Annotated in this window: 25 protein-coding genes and 1 tRNA gene; 6 read left to right on the top strand and 20 right to left on the bottom strand. The window is 63.1% G+C overall.

What is annotated here, in order from left to right:
- Positions 1-141 precede the first annotated feature (141 nt).
- The 10 genes from F812_RS0109310 to F812_RS0109265 form a co-directional block, all read right to left on the bottom strand.
- A complete protein-coding gene (locus tag F812_RS0109310) occupies positions 142-381 on the bottom strand; it encodes a hypothetical protein (RefSeq protein WP_020085702.1) in 240 nt (79 codons plus the stop codon).
- A 12-nt stretch (positions 382-393) separates the two neighbouring features.
- Positions 394-2,904 (bottom strand): tape measure protein, encoded by a 2,511-nt coding sequence (locus tag F812_RS25415; RefSeq protein ID WP_020085701.1) that lies wholly within the window; start codon positions 2,902-2,904, stop codon positions 394-396.
- Between the two features lie 8 nt (positions 2,905-2,912).
- Entirely contained in the window at positions 2,913-3,338 is a 426-nt protein-coding gene (locus tag F812_RS25410; protein WP_020085700.1) for an HK97-gp10 family putative phage morphogenesis protein, read from the bottom strand.
- Positions 3,335-3,796, bottom strand: coding sequence for a gene transfer agent family protein (locus F812_RS23315; protein WP_020085699.1), 462 nt, complete (start codon positions 3,794-3,796; stop codon positions 3,335-3,337). The genes F812_RS25410 and F812_RS23315 overlap by 4 nt, the downstream gene beginning before the upstream one ends.
- 59 nt (positions 3,797-3,855) lie before the next feature.
- A complete protein-coding gene (locus tag F812_RS0109290) occupies positions 3,856-4,977 on the bottom strand; it encodes a hypothetical protein (protein ID WP_020085698.1) in 1,122 nt (373 codons plus the stop codon).
- Between the two features lie 246 nt (positions 4,978-5,223).
- Positions 5,224-5,508 (bottom strand): hypothetical protein, encoded by a 285-nt coding sequence (locus F812_RS0109285; protein WP_020085697.1) that lies wholly within the window; start codon positions 5,506-5,508, stop codon positions 5,224-5,226.
- Positions 5,509-5,798: 290 nt separating this feature from the next.
- Complete coding sequence (locus F812_RS27270) at positions 5,799-6,002, bottom strand: excisionase family DNA-binding protein (protein ID WP_020085696.1); 204 nt, start codon at positions 6,000-6,002, stop codon at positions 5,799-5,801.
- A 102-nt stretch (positions 6,003-6,104) separates the two neighbouring features.
- Positions 6,105-6,521, bottom strand: coding sequence for a hypothetical protein (locus F812_RS26490; RefSeq protein WP_156827342.1), 417 nt, complete (start codon positions 6,519-6,521; stop codon positions 6,105-6,107).
- The gene (locus F812_RS0109270; RefSeq protein WP_020085694.1) at positions 6,518-7,747 is read right to left on the bottom strand and encodes a tyrosine-type recombinase/integrase; all 1,230 of its coding nucleotides are present in this window, start codon (positions 7,745-7,747) and stop codon (positions 6,518-6,520) included. Before F812_RS0109270 ends, F812_RS26490 begins: the two co-directional genes overlap by 4 nt.
- 170 nt (positions 7,748-7,917) lie before the next feature.
- Positions 7,918-8,007: transfer RNA gene (locus F812_RS0109265), tRNA-Ser, on the bottom strand.
- Positions 8,008-8,252: 245 nt separating this feature from the next.
- Between F812_RS0109265 and F812_RS23310 the strand changes: the two genes are divergently transcribed.
- Positions 8,253-8,564, top strand: a complete 312-nt coding sequence (locus F812_RS23310; RefSeq protein WP_020085693.1) for a hypothetical protein — start codon at positions 8,253-8,255, stop codon at positions 8,562-8,564.
- An 83-nt stretch (positions 8,565-8,647) separates the two neighbouring features.
- Here F812_RS23310 and F812_RS0109255 read toward each other — a convergent pair whose 3' ends face one another.
- Positions 8,648-9,499: a hypothetical protein gene (locus tag F812_RS0109255; protein WP_020085692.1), complete on the bottom strand. Its 852-nt coding sequence runs from the start codon at positions 9,497-9,499 to the stop codon at positions 8,648-8,650.
- 166 nt (positions 9,500-9,665) lie between these two features.
- On the bottom strand, positions 9,666-11,507 hold the full coding sequence (locus F812_RS0109250) for a cation:proton antiporter domain-containing protein (RefSeq protein ID WP_020085691.1): 1,842 nt from the start codon (positions 11,505-11,507) through the stop codon (positions 9,666-9,668).
- 247 nt (positions 11,508-11,754) lie between these two features.
- Between F812_RS0109250 and F812_RS0109245 the strand changes: the two genes are divergently transcribed.
- Complete coding sequence (locus tag F812_RS0109245; protein WP_156827341.1) at positions 11,755-13,035, top strand: hypothetical protein; 1,281 nt, start codon at positions 11,755-11,757, stop codon at positions 13,033-13,035.
- A 57-nt stretch (positions 13,036-13,092) separates the two neighbouring features.
- On the opposite strand, the gene F812_RS23305 is transcribed toward F812_RS0109245, so the two are convergent.
- Entirely contained in the window at positions 13,093-13,386 is a 294-nt protein-coding gene (locus F812_RS23305) for a putative quinol monooxygenase (protein ID WP_020085689.1), read from the bottom strand.
- Between the two features lie 192 nt (positions 13,387-13,578).
- Here F812_RS23305 and F812_RS0109235 point away from each other — a divergent pair, with 192 nt between their 5' ends.
- Positions 13,579-14,247 (top strand): TetR/AcrR family transcriptional regulator, encoded by a 669-nt coding sequence (locus F812_RS0109235; RefSeq protein WP_020085688.1) that lies wholly within the window; start codon positions 13,579-13,581, stop codon positions 14,245-14,247.
- 36 nt (positions 14,248-14,283) lie between these two features.
- On the opposite strand, the gene F812_RS0109230 is transcribed toward F812_RS0109235, so the two are convergent.
- From F812_RS0109230 to F812_RS0109220, 3 genes are all read right to left on the bottom strand, one after another.
- On the bottom strand, positions 14,284-14,724 hold the full coding sequence (locus tag F812_RS0109230; RefSeq protein WP_198011167.1) for a nuclear transport factor 2 family protein: 441 nt from the start codon (positions 14,722-14,724) through the stop codon (positions 14,284-14,286).
- Positions 14,725-14,920: 196 nt separating this feature from the next.
- Complete coding sequence (typA, locus tag F812_RS0109225; RefSeq protein WP_020085686.1) at positions 14,921-16,759, bottom strand: translational GTPase TypA; 1,839 nt, start codon at positions 16,757-16,759, stop codon at positions 14,921-14,923.
- Positions 16,760-17,000: 241 nt separating this feature from the next.
- Complete coding sequence (locus tag F812_RS0109220; protein ID WP_020085685.1) at positions 17,001-17,792, bottom strand: hypothetical protein; 792 nt, start codon at positions 17,790-17,792, stop codon at positions 17,001-17,003.
- Positions 17,793-17,944: 152 nt separating this feature from the next.
- On the opposite strand from F812_RS0109220, the gene F812_RS0109215 reads away from it, so the two are divergent.
- Entirely contained in the window at positions 17,945-19,732 is a 1,788-nt protein-coding gene (locus F812_RS0109215) for an SLC13 family permease (RefSeq protein WP_020085684.1), read from the top strand.
- A 73-nt stretch (positions 19,733-19,805) separates the two neighbouring features.
- Here F812_RS0109215 and F812_RS23300 read toward each other — a convergent pair whose 3' ends face one another.
- A complete protein-coding gene (locus F812_RS23300) occupies positions 19,806-20,000 on the bottom strand; it encodes a hypothetical protein (RefSeq protein ID WP_020085683.1) in 195 nt (64 codons plus the stop codon).
- A gap of 348 nt (positions 20,001-20,348) precedes the next feature.
- Here F812_RS23300 and F812_RS0109205 point away from each other — a divergent pair, with 348 nt between their 5' ends.
- Positions 20,349-20,744, top strand: a complete 396-nt coding sequence (locus tag F812_RS0109205; protein WP_020085682.1) for a (R)-mandelonitrile lyase — start codon at positions 20,349-20,351, stop codon at positions 20,742-20,744.
- Between the two features lie 123 nt (positions 20,745-20,867).
- On the opposite strand, the gene F812_RS0109200 is transcribed toward F812_RS0109205, so the two are convergent.
- Complete coding sequence (locus F812_RS0109200) at positions 20,868-22,139, bottom strand: argininosuccinate synthase (protein ID WP_020085681.1); 1,272 nt, start codon at positions 22,137-22,139, stop codon at positions 20,868-20,870.
- Between the two features lie 214 nt (positions 22,140-22,353).
- Between F812_RS0109200 and F812_RS25405 the strand changes: the two genes are divergently transcribed.
- Positions 22,354-23,112, top strand: a complete 759-nt coding sequence (locus tag F812_RS25405; RefSeq protein WP_156827340.1) for a hypothetical protein — start codon at positions 22,354-22,356, stop codon at positions 23,110-23,112.
- Between the two features lie 105 nt (positions 23,113-23,217).
- Here F812_RS25405 and F812_RS0109190 read toward each other — a convergent pair whose 3' ends face one another.
- Positions 23,218-23,811, bottom strand: a complete 594-nt coding sequence (locus tag F812_RS0109190; protein WP_020085679.1) for a hypothetical protein — start codon at positions 23,809-23,811, stop codon at positions 23,218-23,220.
- A 120-nt stretch (positions 23,812-23,931) separates the two neighbouring features.
- On the bottom strand, positions 23,932-24,363 hold the full coding sequence (locus F812_RS0109185) for a hypothetical protein (RefSeq protein WP_020085678.1): 432 nt from the start codon (positions 24,361-24,363) through the stop codon (positions 23,932-23,934).
- Positions 24,364-24,424: the final 61 nt, after the last annotated feature.

The raw sequence follows: 24,424 nt of genomic DNA, 5'->3' as shown, positions 1-24,424 counted from the left end.
GCGGTTTCGAGAGGAACGAGAGCGCCACGCGCTCCCAGCGGCTCAACTTGGGCATGACCATCCAGGGTGGCGATGGCGCCAGAGGCGGGACGTCCCATTCAGGTGGATTGGGAGACGTCCCCGATTTCGGGATGGGCTTGTTCATGCGCCAGGCGCCCCCCGAGGCCATTCCCATTCGATAGCCTGCTGAAGATCCTTGAGAAGAGCGGCTGCGCCATCGTTGATGGGAGAGGCAATGGATGATTGCGCTTCAACCGCCTTCGCGAATATCTCGTCGACGTCGCCGTGGGTCAGGAGGCCCTTGCGCAACATCGTGATACAGAGCTCTTGCGATAAGGAGAGCGCCGCAAAGGCAACGGATTCCGGAAAGACGTTCGCCATCTCGCACCCTCCCTAGATGACGCCCGGCCGGCGATAGCGCTCTTGCCGGACGAACTTCTCATCTACGACATGGTTGATCAGCTTCTTGAGCTGCGGCAACGTGGTGTTGTTGAGCGCGTCGACGCCGGCCGGCGTCGCGTTCGGTGCGTTGATGGTCACGTTCATCACGACAGGCCCAGCGCCGCCTCCCCTGACGGGCGTGACTGCGGTCGGCACGTTCGGAACGTTGATCGTCGGAATTGCCACAGGACCGCCCGACGCATAGCCAGGCATGCCACGGCGCATCGCCTCTACGGCGGCGACACCCCCTGCCCGCGCCACGTCATCCTGCGACCAGACCACCTCGCCCTTGTGGACGACGCCGGCGGGCTGATTTTTGCCGCCTGGCCCGGTGTAACCGCCGTCGGCGAACGGTGCCCACGATCCCAAGCCGACGTCGCCACCGCTGAGGCCCAATAGGTTTCCGATCGCGCTATTCGGCCCGCCCTTGAACAGCGGTCCCAGCGCCGCCTCAACGAGGCCGTTGACTGCCATATCGATCAGCTTGTCGGACATCCGTGTCAGAGCGTTTCCGAGGGCTTCCGTGGCGCTTGCACCGTCCCGCAGGTCCGTGATGAAACCCTTCAGGGCGTCGCGCGACTGGTCCCGCACGTCGGAGATCAGCTTCTGCGTTTCCTGCAGGCGTGCGTTCTGGTCCGCGAGACGATTGATTTCCTCTTTCTGCTCGGACGTGAGCTCGATGCCAGCGCGCTTGGCGGCAATGAGCAACTCCTGCTCCTTGCGAGCCTTCTCAAGCGCCTCTCCGTAAAGACCGGTCAGAGCGATCTCATGCTCGAGATCCTCGTTCTCTTGCCGCGTGTCCTGAAGCTTCTGCAGGAACTCGATCTGGACGGCCGCCTTGGCGTAGGCGTCCGCCAGCTTTCCGACGGCTTCCTGCTCCTCGCTCGTGATCTTCCGGCCCTCCTTGGCGGCGGTCAGGGTCAGAGCGTGCTGGAGTTCGGCCGCAGCCTTCGAGCGCTCCCGTGAATAGGTGGTGGCGTCGATCACCTGCAATTCGGCTTGGAGCGCGGCCGTGCGTTTTTTGATCGCGTCGACCTCACGCTCATACTGGCTCTTCTTAGAGTCACTTTTCGCATCGCCTAGCGGCTTCGGCGTATAGTTGAGCTTGCCATCGAGGTAGTTGCCCAGCCCGGCGCCATAGTTTCGCTGCGCGAGACTGCGCTGCGCCGAGATCATACGGGCTTCATGCTCCCAGCGATCTGGCCCGAGGCCCATGCCGTCGCGAATCCCCTGGGAGGCGGTCTGCGTCAGGAACTGCAGCGACAGCTTGAAAGCTCTCTCGATTTCGCTCGCTTTTTTTGTCACGTGGTCTGAAAACTCAGACCAAGCTGACTTATTAGCCGATATCTCCTTGCGGCTGGTCTCTAATGACTTTGTGATGTTCGAGATCGCAACGTTGGCGTCTTCTCCAGCAACCTTCGCGAAAGCGGTGAGCGCATCCTTGAGGCTTACGACACCATCGTCGGTGACTTTTACCTCCTCGCCGAATACACCGTATGCAACGGTCAGGGCACCGACGGCCGCGGCAAGGAGTGTAAGCGGATTTGCGGCAGCAACCGTTGCGGCGGCAAAAGCCGACATCCGCAAGGTGGCCGAGCCTAGAACGGCACCCACCGCCACGGCAAGGATGTCCAGGTTCTTCGAGATCTTGACGATGCCGTCCGCGAGCGCTTGGCTTGCACCAGTGGCCTGATCAGCGTGTCCGATAAACTGGACGACATTGTTTCGAAGCACGACAAACGCTTCGTCGACTGTCGCCGGCATCTGTCGAAAGATGCGCTCGATTTTTGCACCACCGTCGAGCATCGCTCCTGCGAGATCTCGAATCTGGAGCTTGCCCTCAGCGGCCATCTTGACAATCTCGCCCTTGGTCACGCCGAGGCGCTCCGCGAGTAGCTCCTGAATGACGCCTGCGTTCTCCATGACGGTGCGGAATTCGTCGCCGTCCAGCTTGCCCTTCTGCAGGGCCTGCGAGAACTGCAGGATAGTGGAAGCCTGTTCGGACGCCGAGGCGGATCCTAGCTTGAGAGCCTTCGCCAGCGTCGAAGTGATCTTCGCAGCGACGTCACTGTCATATCCATAGTCTCGGATCGCCGCCGCCGTGCGAATGTACGTCTTGGTGTAGGCTTCGGCATCGATGCGGGCATCGTTCGCAAGCTCGTTCAGCTCCTCGGCTGGCTTCAGAGCGATGCCGAAGACGCGTCCCCCGGAATCGATCGAGCGGGTCAGCCGGGTCCACGAGTTGGCATATTCCGTGACCGCTCGAACGCCAACATAGGCACCGATTCCGCCAAGCGCGGCGCCCATCGCCGTTGAGCTCTGACGGACATGCGCCGTCGTCGCAGCAAAGCGCTTCTCGATTGCGGATAGCTGCCGAGAGGTCTGCACTTGAGCTTGCGTCAGGTTGTTCAGGAACTTTTGATGCTGAAGTTCAAGCACGACGTTGAGTTTTTCGAGATCCATGTTGGCTCCTAGCGTGATGCCCCCTTGCGGATGCCGCGCTTAACAGCGGCACGAATGTCGGTCTTGATGGCGTCGACATGCCTATCAAATGACGGAGCCATGAACGGTCGCGGCGCCATCTTGGATGTTCCGAACTCGAGGTGCTCTGCGTAGGGCGCAGTAGCACCGTTCACAAAGCGCACCACGCCGGGCGAGGACGCTTCCACGCTCGTGATCCCGCTAGCCAAGCCGCCGGCTGATTTGCCTGCTGGATATTCACCAGGCTTCGATGGGCCTGGATTGTTTTTCGATCCGCTTTCCATGATGCCGGAGGCTGCCGTGTTCTGGATCTTCTGCGAGCCGCGGCGAAGCGAGCGCCGGATCTCTGCGATCACCGCCGGGCCGATCTTGCCCAGCTTCAGGTTCAGCTCACGGACGCCCTTGATCTTGCTCATGGCTGCTGCCTTGCGCCGAATCGAGATTTCCCCACCGAGGAGAGTACCGAATGTGTAGCTGGACCATCCGGCACCTCCTCCGGTTCGGCATCTGCCGCCAGAACGGGCGCCGTCGCCGGATCGGTGAAAACACCGTGCATGGTTGCACCGATGATCGTTCGCGCGAGCAGCCAGCTTTCGTCGATCGGGCGTTCGTCAACGTAGCGCTTGACCAGAGTTAGTGCGCGTTCCGGCCGCAGGCCGCCGCCGACGAGCCCGAGACGGATCGTCTCCCTCACGTCGGAAAGCGTGTAGTTGGGGCTGTGTAGCCGCATGTAGATCGCGCCCATGCCAACACCGCACTTCTCTTCGAGCTCCTCAAGCCCAACGATGTTGAGTCGAAAACGGTATTCGCTGTCAGCAAAGTCCGTCGTAAAAGCGCAAGGGTCGGCGGCCTGCGATGCGTGGTGCTCGTTCATGTTGTCCCTTCTGAGTTTGACTGGCGGGAAATCAACTCGCAATTCTGGAACCGATGCGATTAGGCCATGTCGAAGTCCATCTTCATCGATGGCGCGCGGCGGTGCGCACCCAACACGTCGCCCGGCCTCTCGCCGCGCCGCATCAGGTCACACCGCGTCGCGTGGTCTTCCAGCGCGCCGATGAAATAGCGCCAGGAGCGGATCGATCCACGTCGGCGGCCATCGATCATCGCGTCGATCAGGCGGGATTTGACGATCTCGATCACGGCGGATGCGCCGTGCACATCTACGAGATGCTTTATGCCTCCCCGGTCCCGCCAAACCGGCGATGCTACGACACGATTTAGGTCTCGCCTCCGCAGATCATCGACAATCTCGCCGATCCCGTCTTCACCCTTCTCCTCATGCGGTGTCGGCGCATCGCGCCGCGATGCAGACTCTTGGTAGGATATGGAACCTTCGTAAGGGAATTGCTCCGAAGGAGCTTCGTAGGTAAGTCTCTTACGTATGTCACCCGCGTTTCCGTCGCCCAGAAATCCGTCGCCCAGTTTTTTGACAGTGGAATAGCGGACACTCGAGATGCGGCCACGCGCGTCGCGCTGCTCGTGTCTGTCGACGATGCCAGCGTGACCCAGGGCGGCCAAAACGGCCGCGGCAGTGGGCCGGGACCATCCGAAGCGCGTGGCGAGTTCTCTGGCGAATACACGCCGGCCCATCGCGTTCATGTACAGGATAGCGGCAAGCGCTTTGATGCGATCAATTGCGGGTAGCTTGGGTCTGGAAGTGATATCTAAGCCCGCCGCATCGAACCAAGATCGCCATACGAGTCGATATCCCTGTTCGCCCCCGATCATCGGCAGCGTTAGCCGTTCGACGGCCACCGCGGCTTTCTCGCCACGGGCAGGATTGTGTGGCTGGTATCGCAGGAGATAGCGACATGCCTTGGCAATGGACCTGGCCTTTCGCGCTCGCTCGCGGCCCATTCCAATTTGCTTCAGTAAGGCGTCGGATGCTCTGAACCGCCCCTTTTGATCTGCCCAAGTGAGCCGGGCAGCCACGTAAACGAGCCCGTCGGCAGCGAGGCTCTTATCGAGCGCAACCGCATTCGGAAGCCGTGCAAATATCCCGTCCGGAAAGTTGTCGCGCGTGCGCTGCTCGATGTCGCCGATCTGTTTAAACATTCGCTTCCCTGCATTGGAGCAGGCGGCGCTTGACGCGAACGGCGAATAAATTTACCGCTGCGCAAGACGACGTGCTTCCGCTTCTCGATGGGGATTGAGAACTCGAACGCAACGGCGACACTGAGTTGGCAGGCTCAGACAATTTCCGAAGGCACCTCGGAGCGACGCTCCGGGGTGCCTTTTTCATGTGCGCCCGGCAGACATATCCGGGTCGATATGCGTAGAAAATCGCGAAATGCGTACATGTCAGGCGACGCTGCGACGATCCCCCATCGCTTGGTCGCGCGCTTCGGTGCTGGCAACGAGCTTCGGCCGTGCCGGCGCGAGGCGATACCGATACTCCCGCGTGCCGCGCGTGAGGCGCACCTTCTGGATACCCGCGTTTCGCAATGAGCGATCAAATGCAGGCCAGGAGGCGGGTCGAGTTTCGGTGAGCTCGATCCACTCCCAATATTGGGAAACGAGCTGACGGCGCGTAAGTTCGCGGCGGCCGTGTTCACGCAGCCAAGCAGCGAACTGGTCGAGCGGCAAGGTGGCACGTCGGACCAAGACCTCAGTGGGCCATTCAAACGTCCATCGGCGTGTGTCGGCCGGCTGCCGCTGCTCGCATGCCTTTGATACCTCGATAGAGGCAGGCCGGGTGAACAGAGATCTCAGGACGGTCCCAAGGGTGCGTTTGGACGGTCCACCTGCGGTTATGGGACGGCCGTTGTTGAGATCGTCATCCGATCTCACCCTTTTTGCGGGCTTCGTCCAATCAGATGATGGGACGGATTTGCCGCCGGCCGCTCGCTTCATGGGACGGACTTTGCAGAGTGCCATCATGCCGACACCCCCTTGAGCCACGCCTGCAGGTCATCGCGCATGATGAGGCGTTTGCGCCCCATGAGTCTTGACCTTAGCGCTCCGCTCTTGAGAGCCTCGTAGAGGCACGTTTTTCCCACGCCCGCCGCTTTACAGGCCTCCTTTGGCCGGTAAGCAATCCTCTCGGTATTATCGGGTGCAATTTCTGTCGCTGACGTCATCGGCCCTCCGCGAACGACTTAGGTTCGGGTCGGACGATGTAAACGTTCGCGCTAAGGCTCAACGAAATGCGACCGCAGAAAACAAAATAGTTTCTTGCGTAGCTACTTGGGCGCTTTGGGCACAGGTTCATCGAGAAGCCGCTCAAGCTGCGTGAACTCGCGCGCTAACTTCAAGGATGTCTCGCACTTGCGCTTGCTGTTGCCCCTCACTCCGAACCGCTGCTGAATTTCTGCCACGGCGACATCGACCGTCTTGCCTTCCCGGTCAACAAGCCGCTCCATCTCGCTGCCAATTGGCCCAAGTTGAGATCTGGGGCGGCCATTGTGCTTGCGGCGCAATTCTAGGCAATACCCAGTCGAGTTTTTTCCGCGAGGCCTAATCATTCCCGACAGCATCTGACAAAACAGCACCGAGGGATTACCAGCGTCGAGCACATCTGCGATTGCTACCGCACGATCGTTGTCCGTCAGCGGATTTTCAACGCTGTTGAGAAGGATCATCCAATCGGGTCTAGTCATGCAGCGGCCTCCCGAGCGAGAACTATCACCTTGCCAGATGCCTTCACCTCAGCAAGCCAGTCTGCCCAGCGCTGCAACATCTGGCGGCGACCGGGAAGGTACTGCGCGGAATTGTAAGCACCGCGCACGTCATCACGCTCGTCATGGGCAAGCTGCCGCTCGATCCAGTCAGGCGGGAAGCCCATCTCGTTGAGGATCGTCGAAGAGACTCCGCGGAACCCGTGCACCGTCGCGCGGCCGTGCCAGCCCATGCGGTAGAGCGCGAACAGCATAGTATTGTTGGACATGCAGCCCTCGCGCGATGGCGAGGGAAACAGGAAACCATTCGTCTTTGCCCCAGGCAGCGCGCGGAGTTCCGCGAGCGCGGCAACCGCCTGGTTCGATAGCGGCACGAGGTGCTCGAACCGGGCCTTCATCCGCTCCGCCGGGATGCGCCACAGCGGCTCGCGGCCGTCAAGGTGCTCGAACTCCTCCCAGCGGGCAGCCCGCAACTCGGTCGTGCGGACCATGGTCAGCACGATGAGGCGCAACGCGAGCGCCGTGCGCGGATCGCCATCGTAGGCGTCGAGCCCGCGCAGGAACCCGGGCAACTCGTCGCGAGGCATCGGCGTGTGATGCTTCTGCCGGCCCTTGGGTTTCAGAGCTCCTTTGAGAGCGGTCGACGGGTCGTGCTTCGCGCGGCCCGTGATCATGGCGTAGCGGAACACTTGGCCAATGCTCTGCCGGAGCCGGCGCGCCTGCTCCAGCACGCCGCGCTTTTCGATCCTGCGAAGCACGTCGAGGAGCTCGGGTGCGTCAATCTCGGTGATCGGCCGCGTCCCCAGATACGGAAAAACGTCAGCTTCCAGCCGACGCAGGAGCTGATCGGCATAGAGCGGCGTCAGAGTGTGGCGGCGGTTGTCGAGATATTCGAGCGCGAGGGCCTTGAACGTGGCATCACCTGCCGCGCGCGCAGCGAGTTTGTCGCGCCTCTTCTGCGCGCTGGGATCGATCCCGTCGGCAAGCAGGCGTTTCGCGCTCTCGCGCACATCTCGCGCCTTGGCGAGCGAGACTGTCGGATAGCTGCCGAGCGAGAGGGTCTTCTGCTTGCTGGCGAACCTGTAGGCGAGGCGCCAAAGGCGAGAGCCGTTCGGCTGAACTAGGAGATGCAGGCCGCCACCGTCCGAAATCTTAAACGGCTCGCTGCGTGGCTTGGCGTTGCGGATCGCCGTATCGGTGAGGGGCATGAAAGGCTCCCGTCGATGTTGGTATTTCGATACGCGACACCAACGGGAATACCATCAAATTTTCCGGATGCCAACGGATGTTGGCGAACTGCCGCGTACAAATTGCCGCTGATTTTGCTAGGGAAACAGCCCTATCTGCGAACCGCAATGGACGCTGGTGGACGTGGGGTTGGCGGAGAGAGTGGGATTCGAACCCACGAGACGGTTGCCCGCCTACACGCGTTCCAGGCGTGCGCCTTCAACCACTCGGCCATCTCTCCGCAGATACACCCTGCCCGGAACAGGCGAGGGGACAGGACCGAAAGCCGGAAAACCCAGAAATTGGGACCGAACGGGCCTGAAGCGGCGCACTATACTCAGAACCGTCTGGGAGGCAACACGCCAACCGGTGCGACCCATCTTCTTTTTCCCTCCCGCATGTTAGATAGGAGGCGGCTGGAGGTCCCGCGAGTTTCGGGGCTCGTCCGGCTGCCGCCGATACCCGCGCCCGAGGCATGAGCTGCAAATGGCCGTTTTCCGCTTTCTCGCCGCCGTCTTTCTTCTGGTTGCCACCGTCGCGCTCGTCGTCGATGCCACGCCGCCGGTCTATGGCTCTGGGGGCTTCCACGCCACCTCGCTGGACGAGCACTGGCAGGAGCTGAGCCCCAGTTCTTTCGCGGCGGCCAAGAAGGCGGTCTCGGCCGTCGCGCCATGGTTGTGGAACGGCCTGCTCGGCCCGATCCTGGACGTCCCCACGTTTTTGACCTTTGGCGCCCTCGCGCTGCTCAGCGGTTACGCCGGGAGGCGCCGCAGGAGCGTCAGGATCTTCGTCAATTAACGGCGCGGGCAGGCCAAACGAGCCACGTGGCGGCATGAGCCTGCCGTGACGCGGTCCGAGCGCCCTAACCCGAAGGCTGCCGCTTACTTTTTCTGGGTTTTCGCCGGAGCAGTCGCTGTGGGGGCCAGCTTGCTCGCGGTGGGGAGCGCGGCCGAGGCCGTCTGCCCGATCGGCGTCTCGCTCGCGAAGTCGTCCACGATACCGATCACGATCAGCACCACCAGCGCGCCGACAAGCCCCATCACCACGTTGTGGTGCGATTTGTTGAGATCGGCGATCTGCGCTTCGTCCACCAGATCGACCTCGTTCACCCGGCTGCCCTTGATGCCGAAGAACTTGCGGCGGAACGAGCGGCGCACGTTGCCCCGGTCGATCAGCGGAAGCCGGGCCCGGTCCGCGATCTTCTTGGCGATCTCCGTATAGGGGAAGCACGGGTCCACGTTGGCTTCGCTGACGTAGCCGATGGGAATGGACTTTTCGTCCTTGGTGATGATCCGCGCGCCCTTGAGCAACATCGGCACCAGAGACCCGCCATAGATCTCGCGCCGGGTCTCGACCGTGTGCACCTGATCGTAGGGGATCTCGTAGCTCTTGTAGAACAGCATCGGCGTCGGCCCGCGCCCCGTGGGCAGCGTCATCTTCACCGACGTCTCGCCGAGCTCGATGCGCGTGCGCAGCGAGAACAGAAGCTCCACGAAAACCAGGAACATGAGGATCGTGAAGGCGGTCGCCATGATGCCGAGGCCGATCGCGTCGAAAAACAGCCCATGCTTGAGCCGCATGTACATCATGGCGGGTAAGCTGGCAAAAAACGGCAGCAGGATGAGGAACACGAAGGAGAAGAACGTCTTGCGTCCCCCGCTTGCGGCGTAGACCGTTCGCTCGTGCTTGGTCTCGGGAACAGCGTCCGCCCCGATCGCTGCCGCTTGCGTCATGCCCGTACTCCCCGAACCCGTCTCCACTGCGCGGGCGATCCTAAAGAGGTTGCGGGACGGTGGGAAGCGTCTACCCGGGGCATGGCCGTCTGCCCGGGTGCCGGAAAGCAAACGGGCGTAGCCAAACGGCCACGCCCGTTATGAACGTCTCTGGCGCGACGGCGCGCTAGGGTGCGTCGTCCGTCTCGCGGTGCTCCCTGAGCTCGGGCGTCGCCTCGGGGATTTCCACCTCCGCCGGCGGCTCGAAAGCGGCGCCATCGCCGGAAAGGCGGGCGTCCTGCACCACCGCCTCCGCCCTCTCGGCGGAAAGACCGAGGCTGGTGAGCGCGTAGCCCAGAAGCCCGAGCGCCACCTCCCGCGTTCCCATGATGGCGATGCCGATGCCCTGCTCCTTGAGATAAGCAAGCTCCGAGGCGCGATGGGTGCGCACTGCGGTGTCGATCCCCGGATTGGCGGCACGCGCGAGCTCGAGGATCTGGCGCTTCTGGTAGCTCGGCGGAATGGCGAGGATGAGCAGCTTGGCCGAGTCGATCCCGGCAGCCTCCATCACGCCCGCCGCCGTCGCATCGCCATAGACGGCGGCGATGCCCTTCTTGCGCAGATCCTCGACCCGGCGCCGGTCCTCGTCGATGACGACGAAGTCGAGGTTCTGGGCCTTGAGCACCTCGCCGATGGCGCTGCCCACGCGGCCGTAGCCGATGATGATGGCGTGGTTCTTGAAGCCGGAGCCCTCTGACTTCTCCGGCACGGTCTCGAACTGGCTTGGCCGTTCGAGAAGCGCGAGCAGGCGCGGCCGTGCGCGAAACCAAGCGGTCAGCGGATCCACCGTGGCGAACACCAGCGGGTTGAGGGTGATCGAGAGGATCGCACCCGCGAGGATCAGGTCGCGCCCTTCCGCAGGCAGCATCCCGAGCGTCACGCCGAGTCCCGCGAGAATGAACGAGAACTCGCCGATCTGCGCGAGGCTCGCCGAAACCGTGAGCGCCGTGTTGATCGGATAGCCGCGTGCCAGCACGATCGCGAACGCCGCGAGCGACTTGCCGAATACGATCAACAACACCGTTGCAATAACGGCCAGCGGCTCCCGCACGAGAATGCTCGGATCGAACAGCATGCCGACCGACACGAAGAAGAGCACCGCGAACGCGTCCTGGAGCGGCAGCGAGTCGGCGGCGGCCTTGTGGCTGAAATCGGATTCGCTGAGTACGACGCCTGCAAAGAACGCACCGAGCGCGAAGGAGACGCCGAACAGCTCCGCCGACCCGTAGGCGATGCCAAGCGCGATGGCGAGCACGGCGAGCGTGAAGAGTTCGCGCGAGCCGGTACGGGCGACGAGCTGCAGCACCCAAGGCACCGCGCGCGTGCCCACCACGAACACCAGCGCTGTGAAAATGGCCACCTTGCCGAGCGTGAGAAGCAGCGTCATGCCGATGCTGCCGCCGGAGAAATGGCTGGCAACGCCGCGGGCGCTACCCTCAGCGCCGAACGCACCGGCAAGAGCCGGCAGCAGCACGAGCGCCAGCACCATGGCCAGGTCTTCGACGATCAGCCAGCCGACGGCGATCTGCCCGTTGAGCGAGTCGAGCGCATTGCGCTGCTCCAGCGCCCGGAGCAGCACCACCGTGCTTGCAACCGAGAGGGCGAGGCCGAACACGAGGCCGGCTCCCACGCTCCAGCCCCACAGCAGGGCGAGCCCTAGGCCGCACCCCGTTGCAGCTGCGATCTGAACCACGGCGCCCGGCAGGGCAATGCCCCGAACGGCGAGAAGATCGTTGATTGAGAAATGGAGGCCGACACCGAACATGAGCAGCATGACGCCAATTTCGGCAAGCTGGCTTGCGATGTGCGCGTCTCCGACGAACCCGGGAGTGAACGGCCCCAGTGCAACGCCAGCGAGAAGATAGCCGACCAGGGGCGGCAGACGCAGCGACTGGGCGGCGAACCCTCCGATGAAGGCGAGCACGAGGCCCATCGAAATTGTGGCGATCAGCGAAATGTCGTGTTCCATGTTCCTCCTGGCCGATTTGAGCCAGGAGTTTTCGTGCCCGGAGCCCAGATTGCAAGGCAAAATCCGCATTTGCGCCGGGATGACGCCCGAGAATTCGCCGAACGTCTCGCCATGCTCCGCTTCAGGATGAATTTCTGAAGTGCGCGGCCGCGCGAGAACGTTTGGCAGCGCTGGGCGGCGTGCTAGATCAGCGATGGGGAAGGACTGTTCAGGAAGTCGAAACACCTAAGGGCGGAGCGTAATGCCGATGTCGAAGTCCAGAAGATTGATCCCAAGCGCCTCGCTCGTTTCGGCGATGGCCTTGGCGCTGACAGCCTTGCCTGCGTGGGCGGCCAAGGATTTCACGTTCAGCGAGAAAGCCAACGAGCGTCTGGCCAAGAAACTCAACATACCGATCTATTTCACACTTCCCTCGAGCACCCGGGCGCCCTTGCCGAACGCCTTCAACACCACCGACATCCTCGTCGACTTCAAGCACCCGGATGCCATCAAGACGGGGAGCGACGCCGGTTTCCGTCTCATTGTGACGCCGCGCTCCGGCATGGCCGCGCGCCTCGCCAAGAGCGGCCTCGTCCAGACGGGCGACCTCCTGCTCACTTTCCGGCCCGAATGGGGCGGGGCTGGCGCCTATCCGAACGTGCAAATGGGGATCAGCCACACCGGCCTCGCCTACATCAAGGATGGCAAGGTCCGCAATTTGGACAACCCCTTGAACGAGGAGTACCTCGGGAAGGGAATGACGGCGGACCTGACGAGCGAGCACTACAGGACCTTGAGCTACCTCCACGTCGTGCGCCCGCGCGGTCTCACCGATACGCAGCGCGCCAATATCACAGCCTGGGCCACGCGCTTCAACAGCAACGCCAAGCGTGTCTATCCGAGCCAGATCAAATTCAACGACGACTACAACGCGCCGAAGTACAAGCCCGGTAAGCCCCTCGAGTTCGTAAAACACGTCGGGCAGATCGCGCTCGGGCAGAACCCGGCAGGCACGATCGATCTCTACTGTTCGGAGTTTGCCTGGTCGCTCCTGGCCTTGAAGGATTGCGATCCGGCCAAGACCGCAGACGACTTCAAGGGTAGCCGTGTCCCCTCCTGCGTGAAGCCGCCGATGAAGCCACTCGACGCGGCGGGCAACACGGTGACGAGTGCGGGCCGCACCTCGGTCGTGGGGCTTGCAGACGGGCCGCTCACAGTGATCGACGGTCTCAAGATCCCGGCAGCGGATCGTAAGGCGCTGCTGGAGTCGGTTTTCGTCGAGAACCCGAAGGCACTCTCGAAGATGTCGGAGGGGCACCGCAAGGTGGCTGAGACGATGCAGCCGAAATTCGAGAAGCTGAAAGACTACTATCTCGGCGTCAGTGGCGGCACGGTGGTTCAACGGCTGCGCGCCAAGCTGATCAGAAGCGCTTTCAATCGCGCTGTGCCCGAAAATTACTCACCGACCTCGTATCTGCTGAACTCGATGCTGCCCACGGACAACGTGAACCGCACCATGGACTACGTGGCAACGATCGTGATCGAGTAGGAGCTGCTTGCGGGCGGCCGTGCCAACTGCCGCCCGCAAATCGGATCGAAGCTCGAGTTACGCGGCGTTCGCCGTCCAGACCTGCACCTCGGCCGGCTTTGCGAGGTGGCCGAGAAACTTCTGCAGCACGCCCGTGGACTCGCGCCAGGCCATGTAGGCCTGCTGGTCCTCGGCCGAATCCCACTCCTGGATCAGCAGAAACTCGCCGGGGTTCGAGCCGGTGTAAGTGTTGTTGAAGCGGCAGCCGCGCGCCTTGCGCGTGTCGGGAAGAATCTCCGTGAGGAAGGATTCGAACGCCTTGGGGTCGGAAGGCGTGAGGCGCAGCGTGACGACGATCGGAGTGTTCGACATGAGAGGTCTCCTTGGCAATGCGGCGGTCATCTGCTTGACGTAATGACCATATGGTCACTAAAATGCATGCGAGACTGCCGTTGACCAATTGGTCAACAAGTCGCACCTATTCCCCTCCGGGTGTATCCGGGCGTGGACACGCTGGTCCGGTGCGCCGCACGAAACAACGATCCCCTGAGGCGAGCGAGCGCCATGTCCGAAGCAAAAGCCGAGACTGCGAAGCCGAAGCGAAAGCGTCTCGATCCCGGCCAGCGCGAGGAGGAGATCGTCGAAGGCGCGAGCCTTTATTTTTCCGAGGTCGGGTTCGGCGGCAGCATGAGGGATCTCGCGGCCCGCCTCGGCATCTCGCACGCCCTCTTGTTCCGCTATTTCCCGACGAAGGAAGCCTTGGTCGATCGCGTCTACGACCGCATCTTCCTCAGCCGCTGGGACCCGGCTTGGGATGCGCTGCTCGACGAGCACGGTTTGCCGCTCGCAGAGCGTCTCGTGCGCTTCTACAGGGATTATCTCAATGCCATCGATCGTCCGGAGTGGGTTCGCACGTTCGTCTACGCCGGTCTCGCCGGCGTGAACATCAACCAGCGCTATCTGAACCTCATCAAGCGCAAGGTCATCACGCCGGTTGCAGTCGAGCTGTTGAGGCTCGCAGGACGGCGGGATGAGAAGGCAGTCTGCGACGAGGCGATGGAGCTGTCGTGGGGATTGCACGGCGAGATCTTCTACCTCGCCATTCGCCGCTGGGTTTACGGCATCAAGGTCTGCCCGGACCTCGATGAGTTCGTCGGGCTGACGGTGACGAAGTTTCTCGAAGGTGCCCCTGCGGCTTTGCGCGAGAAAGGCGGGCGGATGCGTGCTCCGTGAGGCGGGAAGCGCGCGGGGGTGGTTCGCGGCGGCGTTCTACTTGTGGCCTTCGGCGGTTTCCTCGCTCGTCACCATTCGCCAGAACGCCGCCATCTTGGCGGCGTCATGGTATTCTTCGAGCCTGATGATCTTGCGGCCGCGGAACGTGATGATCTGGCGATACGAGCCCGAGAGCACGTGGCCGGTGCGGCGATGGCGGATGTAGGCTTCCACCTTCGCGCGGCCGATGCCCTCCTCGAACTGGAAGTGCTCGGTCGCCGTCGCGCTCTCGGCGACCGATAGGATCGACCGCAGGAACGTCCGAAGCCCCTGCTTGCCTTCGATGACGTAAGGCACACCGTCCAGAGATCCCGCATTGCACCAATAGGTAAGGTCGTCCGCATAGAGCGCCAGCAGAGCCTCGACGTCGCCCCGGCTCCAGGCGTTGTGCGTGCTGTCCAAAATCTCGCGCGCCATGTACGCGTCCAATTTCTTCAACGTGAAATCCCCATCTGTCGGTGTCCGAACACGTCTGGGAGCAGCCCTCTTGAAGCTGCAATAAATAAAATCACACTTTCAAGTACGAGCGCTAACGCGCTCGGTTCACATACTGTACGCTGCCCTTACCACCATTAGAAGTATCAAACAGCATTCGCCACTACCTTATGGCGAGAGCATGCTGTCGTCATTGAGTCTACGCAACAGCCTCGCGTTCGGATTCCCGCTTCCGCTCCTGCTTCTTGCGCTCGTTGGGATCGAGCCAGCGCTTGCGAAGACGAATGGTTTTCGGCGTGACTTCCACGAGCTCCTCGTCGGTGATGTAGCTCATGGCCCGCTCCAGCGTGAGCTTGATCGGCGGCGTGAGCAGCACCGCGTCGTCCTTACCGGAGGCGCGGACGTTGGTGAGCTTCTTGCCCTTTACAACGTTCACTTCGAGGTCGTTGTCGCGCGTGTGCTCGCCCACGATCATGCCGACGTAGACGCGCGTCTGTGCGCCGATGAAGAACGGACCGCGGTCCTGCAGGTTGAAGATCGCATAGGCGGCGGCTTCGCCATCCGAGTTCGAGATCAGAACACCCGTGTGCCGGCCGGCGATCTCGCCGCGGAACGGCTCGTAGGCGTGGAACAGCTTGTTCATCACGGCCGTGCCGCGCGTATCCGACAGGAGCTCCGCCTGATAGCCGAGCAGGCTGCGCGTCGGCACGTAGAACACCATGCGCGTGCGTCCGCCGCCCGAGGGGCGCATTTCGCGCAGCTCGCCTTTGCGCTCGGAGAGCTTCTGCACGATGATCCCCGTATGCCCGTCGTCGACGTCGATGATGACTTCCTCGATCGGCTCGAGCTTCTGGCCGGTGGCTTCGTCGATCTTGAACACCACCTTCGGCCGCGAAACCGTGAGCTCGAAGCCCTCGCGGCGCATGTTCTCGAGCAGAATGGCGAGCTGCAATTCGCCGCGTCCGGCGACGTCGAAAGAGTCGCCGCCTTCGAGCGAAGGCGTCACGCGGATCGCGATGTTGCGCTCGGCTTCCTTGAACAGCCGGTCGCGGATCACGCGGCTCTGCACCTTGTCGCCTTCCTGTCCGGCGAACGGCCCGTCGTTGATGCGGAACGTCATGGAGAGCGTCGGCGGATCGACCGGCTGCGCGGCGATCGGCTCCTCGACGGACGGATCGCACAGCGTATCTGCCACGGTCGCTTCGCTCATGCCGGCCACCGCCACGATCTCGCCCGCGTGCGCTTCTTCCACCGAGACGCGCTCTAGGCCGCGGAATGCCAGAACCTTGGTGACGCGGAACGTCTCGAGAAGCTTGCCGTTGCGGTCCAGCGCCTTGAGCGGCTGGTTCGGCTTCAGCGTGCCGGAGGAGATGCGCCCCGTGAGAATACGGCCGAGGAAATTGTCGGCCTCGAGCGTGGTGGCGAGGATGCGCGTCGGGCCGGGCTCGACCGTCGGCGGCGGAACGTGGCGCACGATCAGATCGAACATGGGCGCGAGATTTTCGCGCGGGCCTGCGGGATCGAGCGCCATCCAGCCGTTGCGGCCGGAGCCGTAGAGCACCGGAAAGTCGAGCTGCTCGTCGGTGGCGTCGAGATTGGCGAACAGATCGAAGATCTCGTTCAGCACGTCGAGATGCCGCTCGTCCGGGCGGTCGATCTTGTTGATGGCGACAATCGGCCGGATGCCGCGCTTCAGCGCCTTCGAGACGACGAACTTGGTCTGCGGCAGCGGACCTTCGGAGGCGTCCACCAGCACCACGACGCCGTCCACCATGTTGAGGATGCGTTCCACCTCGCCGCCGAAGTCGGCGTGGCCCGGCGTATCAATGATGTTGATGCGGGTGTCCTTCCACACCACGCTCGTGCACTTCGCGAGAATGGTGATCCCGCGCTCGCGCTCGAGATCGTTTGAGTCCATGGCGCGCTCGGCGATCTTCTGGTTCTCGCGGAACGAGCCGGACTGTTTCAGCAGCTCGTCGACGAGGGTCGTCTTGCCGTGGTCGACGTGCGCGATGATCGCGATGTTGCGGATGTCCATGTGCGTCCTGAGATGTGGGCGCAACTTTAAGTGGAGAAATATGTGCGCCGCAATAAATCTGGCGCGGACGTAGCATACCCGGCGTCTGACCGCCAGTGACAGCAAGGGCCCCGCGTCAATCGGAAAGGTGTTAGCGCGTGTTTTGGGCCAAAGTCCTCAAAACTAGCCAAAGTTGACGGGTTTTCAGGCAGGGAATCCGCCTCCCCGAGGAAAAATGAGGCATCGGCGCCCGGGGCTGCCATCAGACCCTCTGCGATTTACCGTCTCCGTTGGGCGCCGGGCTCGCCTGCTCAGCCTCGTAAAGTTGCGCCAGGAAAGCATCCACCTCGGGCTTCACCGTCGGCAGCGCATCCTGCCGCTTGCGCTGCCGCTCCTGCCGGACGCGGGCGGATCGGGCCGCCCCCGGCTGCTTGAGGCGCCGTCCGGCCGAGATGAGCAGCGGATGCGCCGGCTCGTCGAGGTCCAGCTCCTCGAGCATGGTTTCACGGAGCGCATAGAACGATTGCATGATGGCGTCGCGCGCCAGCCGCCGGTCCTCGGGCGGAATGTCCGGCCGCTTTCGGGGATCGATCGATTGGAGTGCGCGGCGCATGTCGTGCAGCGGCGCATAGGGGTAGAGGCCGATCAGCGACGACGTCTCGCCCGCGTTCGCATAGACGATCCGCATGTTGTCGATGGTCTCGGAAATGCGGCAGAACGCGGCCAGGTAGTCGTCGGTCGAGACGTAGGGCTTCTCGCAATAGGTGTAGAGCGTGGACTTCGTCCGCACGATTCCCCGCCACTCCTCCTCCAGGCTTTCCACGAACTTCGAGCGCTTCTGGAACACGTTGGCGAGATAGGCGGCCACCACCGTCACGAACACGAGCGCCATGTCCTTGAGATACTCGTAGAGGTCGGTCGCCGCCGCCTCGACCGGTGTGCCCGCAACGAAGGGAATGCGGTCGGCAAACTTCGAGAGAAGCGAGATCACGAGCACCAGGGTCAGCCAGAAGTAGGCCCGGCGCAGCGTGCGGTTGAGCGAGGAGCGGGTCATGTGGCTTGGAGCTTCTGCTTGACTTGGGAGTTATGAGAAGAACGCTCAACCGTGACGGGGAGACGGCGGCAATTCAAGGGCAATCGGGGCCGCCCCTGTCCCTCTGTCACGGCCGGTTGCGAAAACGACGCGCTCGAAGGGGGCTTCGCTCAATGTTCGGACTGACTGCCGACCAGATGGCTGCCATCGCCATCGTTGTCACCATGCTCGGCTTTTTCATCTGGGATCGCTGGCGTTACGACGTGGTCGCCTTGGGGGCCCTGCTCGCAGCCATCGCGGCCGGCATCGTCCCCCAGGACAAGGCCTTCGTCGGCTTCTCCGATCAGGTGATCGTCGTCATCGCAGCTGTGCTGGTGGTCAGCAAGGCCATCGCCCGCTCCGGCGTCCTCGATCGTCTCGCCCGGCGCCTGCTCAAGAACGTGGACACCCCCTCGGCTCAGATCGGCATTCTCGCCGCCGCCGTCGCACTCCTGTCGGCCTTCGTGAAGAACGTCGGCACGCTCGGCATCTTCATGCCTATTGCCATCCAGGTCGCACGCCGGTCCAAGCAATCGCCCTCGATCTATCTGATGCCCCTCGCCTTCGCCTCCCTCATCGGCGGAACCATCACCCAGATCGGCACCTCTCCGAACCTGCTCATTTCGACGGTCCGCCAGGATGTCGTCGGAGAGCCGTTCCGCCTCTTCGACTACGCCTGGGTCGGCCTCCCGCTCACGGTGCTCGCAGTCGTGTTCCTGGCGTTCGGGTGGCGGCTCCTTCCGAAGGATCGCAAGGGCGCCCCCACGGCCGAGGAACGCTTCTCCATCGAGGACTACACCACCGAGCTCGTTATTGGAGAGAAGTCGCCGCTCGCGGGCAAAACGGTGGGCGATCTCGAAAAGGCGGCCGAGGGCGATGTCGTCGTTGCTGCCGTCATCCGCGAAGGCGGGCACAATTACATCCCGAGCCCGCACTGGCCGCTCTATGTGGGAGACATCGTAACCGTTCAGGCGGAGCCGTCCGCCCTCAAGCATCTGGTGGACGAAGCGAAGCTCGATCTCGCGCACGCCCGCGAGCTCGCGAAGACGGAGGGTGAGCAGGACGAGCTGGCGACCATCGAGGCGGTGGTCGGCGCGGACTCGCCGCTGATCGGCCGCACGCCGCGCAACTTCGCGCTGCGCCAGCGTTACGACGTCAACGCGCTCGCCGTAAGCCGCGCCGGCAGGCGCCGCTCCGCGCGGCTCCAGACGCACGAGTTCCAGGTGGGCGACGTGGTCGTGCTCCAGGGCTGGGAAAAGAACCTGCAATCGACCATCGGTGATCTAGGTCTGTTGCCCCTCGCCGATCGCGCCATCGGCCTTGGAACGACATCGCAGGGATTGGTCTCGCTGGCTGTGCTCGCCGTCGCGATGATCCTGATCTCGTTCAAGGCGGTCACGGTGGCGGTAGGTTTCTTCGCCGCGGCCGTCGCCGTCATCCTCTTGAAGCAGATCTCTCTCAAGGATGCCTACGAAGCCATCGAGGGGCCTGTTCTCGTTCTCCTCGCGTCCCTGATCCCGATCGCGCAAAGCTTGCAGGCGACCGGCGTCACGGACTTGATCGGCCACAACATGGCAGTTCTAGGCGCCGCCGTTCCGGGATACGCAGCACTCGCCATGATGCTCGCGTCGGCAATGATCCTCACGCCGTTCCTCAATAACGCTGCGGCCGTTCTCATGCTCGGCCCTGTGGCCGGCGTGGTGGCCAAATCGCTCGGCTATAACGCCGACCCGTTCCTGATGGCGGTAGCCCTCGGCTGCGCGTGCGATTTCCTCACGCCCATCGGACACCAGAACAATCTCTTGGTGATGGGGCCGGGTGGATACCGTTTCGGCGATTTCTGGCGGCTCGGTCTTCCGCTCTCGCTGATGGTGCTGTTCATCGGCACGCCGCTCATCATGTTGGCTTGGCCGCTCAACTAGCAAAGGTGCGTCCAAAAAAATCGTGCCGGGAGCAGAGGCTCCCGGCACGACTAAATTCTCGGTGATGATCCGGTTACGGGCAGAACCAAACCGGGCCGACTGCGATGCAGCCGCGAGTCTGCCAGTACGCGGGACGCTTGCTGTGGCGGTGCCAGCCCTTCGGCGCATGAGAGTAGCGGCCGCCCGGACGGAACTGATGCTTCGGGCCATAGTACTTCTTGGGCCCGTAGTACTTCTTCGGCGGGTGGCCGGGCTTGTGAGCGATCATGTCGACGCTCGGAGTTTGCGCGGTGGCTGTCCCGGCTGCCGGCGACGATGGCAATGCGCTTGCGGGCGAGAGGCTCATAACGCCAAGTAAGGCGGCGGAAAGTGCGAACGCGGCAATTTTCACAGTGAAGTCTCCTTTAGGTATCCGGCGTAGTAACGAGCGACTGAGAACCAGGGTTCCACGCCCTGTTAGTCTGACAACGTGCGTGACGCGCAAATCCGTCGCGTATTGAGAGAGATCTGGCTATTTTTATCGTCTGTCGACGGATTGAGCGCGCATGCGCACGGTTCGAGGCGAACGAGACATGCGCTAGACTGAGGATCGGAAAACGAGCGAAGGATTGCGTCGATGGACATCAAGCGAGGTGGCAGCGAGCCTTCACGCAAAGGACCAGCGGAATACTTCACGGGTGCCGTCCGCATCGATCCGTTGTTCCAGGCGCCGGAGCCCGCACGCGCTGCCGGAGCGAGCGTCACGTTCGAGCCCGGTGCCCGCACCGCCTGGCACACGCATCCGCTCGGCCAGACGCTGATCGTCACGGCGGGCTGTGGCTGGGCGCAGCGGGAAGGCGGACCTGTGGAGGAGATCCGGACCGGCGATATTGTCTGGTTTCCGCCTGGCGAGAAGCACTGGCACGGCGCCACATCGACGACGGCGCTTACTCACATCGCCATTCAGGAAGCTAAGGACGGCGTGACCGTCGACTGGCTGGAGCAGGTCAGCGAGGCGCAGTATCGGCGCTGAGCGGACGCTCCAAAAGAGTGACACGCCGGAGTGCGACACTGGCGTTCGCTGCCGCCAAAAAGCAAAACGCCGGCCGCGCGAGACGGCCGGCGTTCGAGTTTCCATGCAACGGACGCGCGCGTCTTACTTGCCCCGGTTCCGCATCTCGAGCGTGCGGAGACGTAGCGCGTTGAGCTTGATGAAGCCCTGCGCGTCCTTCTGGTCGTAGGCGCCCTTGTCGTCCTCGAAGGTGACGAGCGTCGGCGAGTAGAGCGACTTCGGGCTCTCGCGGCCGACGACGATGACGTTGCCCTTGTAGAGCTCGAGCGTCACCTCGCCCTCGACATGCTCTTGGCTCTTGTCGATCAGCGCCTGCAGCATCTCGCGCTCGGGCGAAAACCAGAAGCCGAAGTAGACGAGCTCCGCATAGCGCGGCATCAACTCGTCCTTGAGATGCATCGCGCCGCGATCGAGCGTCAGGCTCTCGATGGCGCGGTGCGCCTGCAGCAGGATCGTGCCGCCCGGCGTCTCGTAGACGCCGCGGCTCTTCATGCCCACGAAGCGGTTCTCCACGAGATCGATGCGGCCGATGCCATTGTCACGGCCGAGGTCGTTGAGCGCCTTGAGCAGCGTCGCGGGCGAAAGTCGCTTGCCGTTGAGCGAGACGGCATCGCCCTTCTCGAAGCCGATCTTGATCGTGGTGACCTTGTCGGGCGCGTCCATGGGCGAGATGGTGCGCTGGTACACGATCTCCGGGGCTTTCTTGGCCGGATCTTCCAGTACCTTGCCCTCGGAGGACGAGTGCAGCAGGTTCGCGTCGACCGAGAACGGGCTCTCGCCTTCCTTGTCCTTCGCCACCGGAATCTGATTCTTGCGGGCGAACTCGATCAGATCTTCGCGGCCCTTGAAGGTCCACTCGCGCCAGGGGGCGATGATCTTGATGCCGGGCTCGAGCGCGTAATAGGTGAGCTCGAAGCGCACCTGGTCGTTGCCCTTGCCGGTCGCGCCGTGGCAGACGGCATCGGCGCCGGTTTTGCGTGCGATCTCGATCTGCTTCTTGCCGATCAGCGGACGCGCGATGGACGTGCCGAGCAGATAGATGCCCTCGTAGAGCGCGTTGGCGCGGAACATCGGGAACACGTAATCGCGAACGAACTCCTCGCGCAGGTCCTCGATGAAGATGTTTTCCTTTTTGATGCCGAGCATCTCAGCCTTCTTGCGGGCCGGCTCCAGCTCTTCGCCCTGACCGAGGTCGGCGGTGAACGTCACCACCTCGCAGCCGTAGGTCTCCTGCAGCCACTTGAGAATGATCGAGGTGTCGAGGCCACCCGAGTACGCGAGCACCACTTTCTTGATGTTCGGCTTTCCGTCATTCGCGCTCATCGTCCCGACCTCTTCCTTCTCGATTCTCCGCATGCCCCGGCTCGTGGGCGCGATTGCCTTACAATCCCCGCCCCGGGCCTACAAGGCGCACTCCGTCTCATCTTCCCACAGTTAATCTGCGAGCCGCGACGATGCTTTATGCTACGGAGGGGAAAATCTCCATCATCCCGCCGTGTTTTTTTGCGTCAAACGCCCTAAGCTGGCGGAAGAGAGCCAAAAGGGGCATCAGCCGTTCGGGGGAACGATTGTGAAACTGAAAACGGCCGCGCAGATCGTGGCGGGCATCGCGCTGACCGGGGTGGTCGGCGCCTATTCCGCATCCGCTGAAGAGGTCCTTCCCTGGGCCAATCAACCGATAGCGCCGGTGGCCGAAGCCGCGCCGGCCAATCCCGATCCCGCAGCCACCGAGGCCGCTGCCGCCCAATGTGCGGGTCTTTTCGAGGCCTCCTGCCGGGATCTCAAGACGTGTGCCTGGATAGCCGACATCGCGCTCAAGGACGGAACCACGGTTCCGGCCCGCTGCGTCGCGCGTCCGCCGGCTCCGCCCAAAAGCGCCAATAAGGCCGCAACCAAGCCTAAGAAGACGGCGGCTCCTGCGCCGGCCACAGCCCCCGCGGCTCCGGCCGTGAAGGCGGCGGTGACCCGGATCGAGGACGAGGAGGCCCCGGCCAAGCCCCCGGCGGCCAAGGTAGAAACGAAGAAGACGGCCGTGATCGAGACCGCGCCGGCTGAAGCTCCGCCCGTCGTGGAAAAGAAGGCCGCCGGGAAGAAGGCGGAGCCCGCGAAGGTCGAGACGGAGGCCGCGGCTGCTCCCGCCGAGGAACCCGCGAAGGAGCCGGAAAAGAAGGCGGAAACCGCCAAGGCGCCCATCGTCGTGAAGCCGCCGGCCTCCACCAGCAGCAACGAGCATCCCCCGATGCCGTCGTTTGGCTCGATCTCGCCGGTCATGCCGGGCGGCAGCAATGCCGTCGTGGTGACCGTGCCGATGCCCGCGAAGTCGGAATAGATCCCCGGCGGATCAATCGCCGCAAACGCGACGATCGCTTTGGGCTCCATGTCCCGAAGCGTGAAGTACGTGTTGAATTAGAATGTTAGTCGCCAGTCTTGGCGGTCACGCCCAGGGAAGCTTCATCGACGAGGCGAACGGGGCGAGCAGCATCGCGCTGAGCACCGCCTTGGGCGAGATGACCTGCGCCACCGCAAATCCGCTCTCGGAGCGATAGCTGGAAAACGCGCGATCGATGGAGGTGGAGGCGGCCTCCGCCGCGTCGATGGCCGCCATGTTGGCTTCGGCGGCAGGCAGCGCGACCGAGCGGGGCACGCCAGCCGTCATCATGGCATAAGCCATGGGCCAGCAAGCCGGATTGCCCTCGAGCGGGAACAGGCCCCACCAGGCCCGCATGGGCGCGAACATGGGCGACGAGGCCCAGGCATCGGAAATGCGGAAGAAATCGAGTGGAACCGGCACGGCAGCCGCTTCCGGCGTGTACGCCGACCGGTACGGGCGTGGACCGGTGATCAGGTACGGCTTCGACGGTGTGAAGGCGTCGCTACGCGGCGTGCCCTTCGTGGCCTGGCTCCAGAAATCGAGCGTCTGGTCGGCCAGAACGGCGTAAGCGGCAGAGGCCGCGCGCGCATAGCCAAAGGCCGCCGTCGTGTAGCTCTTGGCGAAGCGTGCGGTGAGTTCGGTGTCGACGTGATGCATCACACTCTCCCCTTCCTGTTTCGCCTCTGATTATTGTGCGGCGCACAAAATACGCCTCGGGTGGCCCCCTGGCAACTGATAATGCGGGATTTAACCTAAAGGATGATGACCCGAAGCAGCCTAGGCCGAGGCGGGACGAGCGCGCGGCACCGCCACCAGCCAGTAGACGAGGCCCGCGGCAAAGCCGGAGGCGACATAGGCGGCGAGCGCGTAGCGGTTGAGAATGGTCGCGCTTCCCGCCTCGCCCGCATACTGGGCAAAGAACCCGGCAAGCGCGATCAGGATCCCGGCGGCTATGAAGAAAAGGCCGGAGCGGATCGGCTGCCAGGCAGCGATGGCGGCGGCAAGGAACGCAAATGGGGCTGAGAAAACAGCGGATTGGGTGGCGGCAAGGAGCGTCAGCAACCCGAGGCCTTCGAGTTGATCTGAGATCGCGCTGAAGTTGCCTTTGAGGAGATCGTCGTATCCGGCGACGAACAGCACCTGCACGGCGCCCGCGACCAGCACGGCCGCGATGAAACCCAGGATGATCCTGACAACCGTGACGAACATCAGGCCACTCCGGTCTCGCCCCGCCCCACTCACGGGGACCCAAAATAAGGGAGTTGCATCA

Source organism: Hyphomicrobium zavarzinii ATCC 27496, from assembly GCF_000383415.1.
Lineage (GTDB): Bacteria > Pseudomonadota > Alphaproteobacteria > Rhizobiales > Hyphomicrobiaceae > Hyphomicrobium_C > Hyphomicrobium_C zavarzinii.
This window is presented reverse-complemented; position numbering and strand designations above follow the sequence as displayed.

What these genes read in the sequence shown, in the direction of transcription:
- F812_RS0109310 (WP_020085702.1), bottom strand. Translation starts at nt 381, where the DNA reads ATGGCGAACGTCTTTCCGGAATCCGTTGCCTTTGCGGCGCTCTCCTTA.
- F812_RS25415 (WP_020085701.1), bottom strand. Translation starts at nt 2,904, where the DNA reads ATGGATCTCGAAAAACTCAACGTCGTGCTTGAACTTCAGCATCAAAAG.
- F812_RS25410 (WP_020085700.1), bottom strand. Translation starts at nt 3,338, where the DNA reads ATGAGCAAGATCAAGGGCGTCCGTGAGCTGAACCTGAAGCTGGGCAAG.
- F812_RS23315 (WP_020085699.1), bottom strand. Translation starts at nt 3,796, where the DNA reads ATGAACGAGCACCACGCATCGCAGGCCGCCGACCCTTGCGCTTTTACG.
- F812_RS0109290 (WP_020085698.1), bottom strand. Translation starts at nt 4,977, where the DNA reads ATGTTTAAACAGATCGGCGACATCGAGCAGCGCACGCGCGACAACTTT.
- F812_RS27270 (WP_020085696.1), bottom strand. Translation starts at nt 6,002, where the DNA reads ATGACGTCAGCGACAGAAATTGCACCCGATAATACCGAGAGGATTGCT.
- F812_RS26490 (WP_156827342.1), bottom strand. Translation starts at nt 6,521, where the DNA reads ATGACTAGACCCGATTGGATGATCCTTCTCAACAGCGTTGAAAATCCG.
- F812_RS0109270 (WP_020085694.1), bottom strand. Translation starts at nt 7,747, where the DNA reads ATGCCCCTCACCGATACGGCGATCCGCAACGCCAAGCCACGCAGCGAG.
- F812_RS23310 (WP_020085693.1), top strand. Translation starts at nt 8,253, where the DNA reads ATGGCCGTTTTCCGCTTTCTCGCCGCCGTCTTTCTTCTGGTTGCCACC.
- F812_RS0109255 (WP_020085692.1), bottom strand. Translation starts at nt 9,499, where the DNA reads ATGACGCAAGCGGCAGCGATCGGGGCGGACGCTGTTCCCGAGACCAAG.
- F812_RS0109250 (WP_020085691.1), bottom strand. Translation starts at nt 11,507, where the DNA reads ATGGAACACGACATTTCGCTGATCGCCACAATTTCGATGGGCCTCGTG.
- F812_RS0109245 (WP_156827341.1), top strand. Translation starts at nt 11,755, where the DNA reads ATGTCGAAGTCCAGAAGATTGATCCCAAGCGCCTCGCTCGTTTCGGCG.
- F812_RS23305 (WP_020085689.1), bottom strand. Translation starts at nt 13,386, where the DNA reads ATGTCGAACACTCCGATCGTCGTCACGCTGCGCCTCACGCCTTCCGAC.
- F812_RS0109235 (WP_020085688.1), top strand. Translation starts at nt 13,579, where the DNA reads ATGTCCGAAGCAAAAGCCGAGACTGCGAAGCCGAAGCGAAAGCGTCTC.
- typA (WP_020085686.1), bottom strand. Translation starts at nt 16,759, where the DNA reads ATGGACATCCGCAACATCGCGATCATCGCGCACGTCGACCACGGCAAG.
- F812_RS0109220 (WP_020085685.1), bottom strand. Translation starts at nt 17,792, where the DNA reads ATGACCCGCTCCTCGCTCAACCGCACGCTGCGCCGGGCCTACTTCTGG.
- F812_RS0109215 (WP_020085684.1), top strand. Translation starts at nt 17,945, where the DNA reads ATGTTCGGACTGACTGCCGACCAGATGGCTGCCATCGCCATCGTTGTC.
- F812_RS23300 (WP_020085683.1), bottom strand. Translation starts at nt 20,000, where the DNA reads ATGATCGCTCACAAGCCCGGCCACCCGCCGAAGAAGTACTACGGGCCC.
- F812_RS0109205 (WP_020085682.1), top strand. Translation starts at nt 20,349, where the DNA reads ATGGACATCAAGCGAGGTGGCAGCGAGCCTTCACGCAAAGGACCAGCG.
- F812_RS0109200 (WP_020085681.1), bottom strand. Translation starts at nt 22,139, where the DNA reads ATGCGGAGAATCGAGAAGGAAGAGGTCGGGACGATGAGCGCGAATGAC.
- F812_RS0109190 (WP_020085679.1), bottom strand. Translation starts at nt 23,811, where the DNA reads ATGCATCACGTCGACACCGAACTCACCGCACGCTTCGCCAAGAGCTAC.
- F812_RS0109185 (WP_020085678.1), bottom strand. Translation starts at nt 24,363, where the DNA reads ATGTTCGTCACGGTTGTCAGGATCATCCTGGGTTTCATCGCGGCCGTG.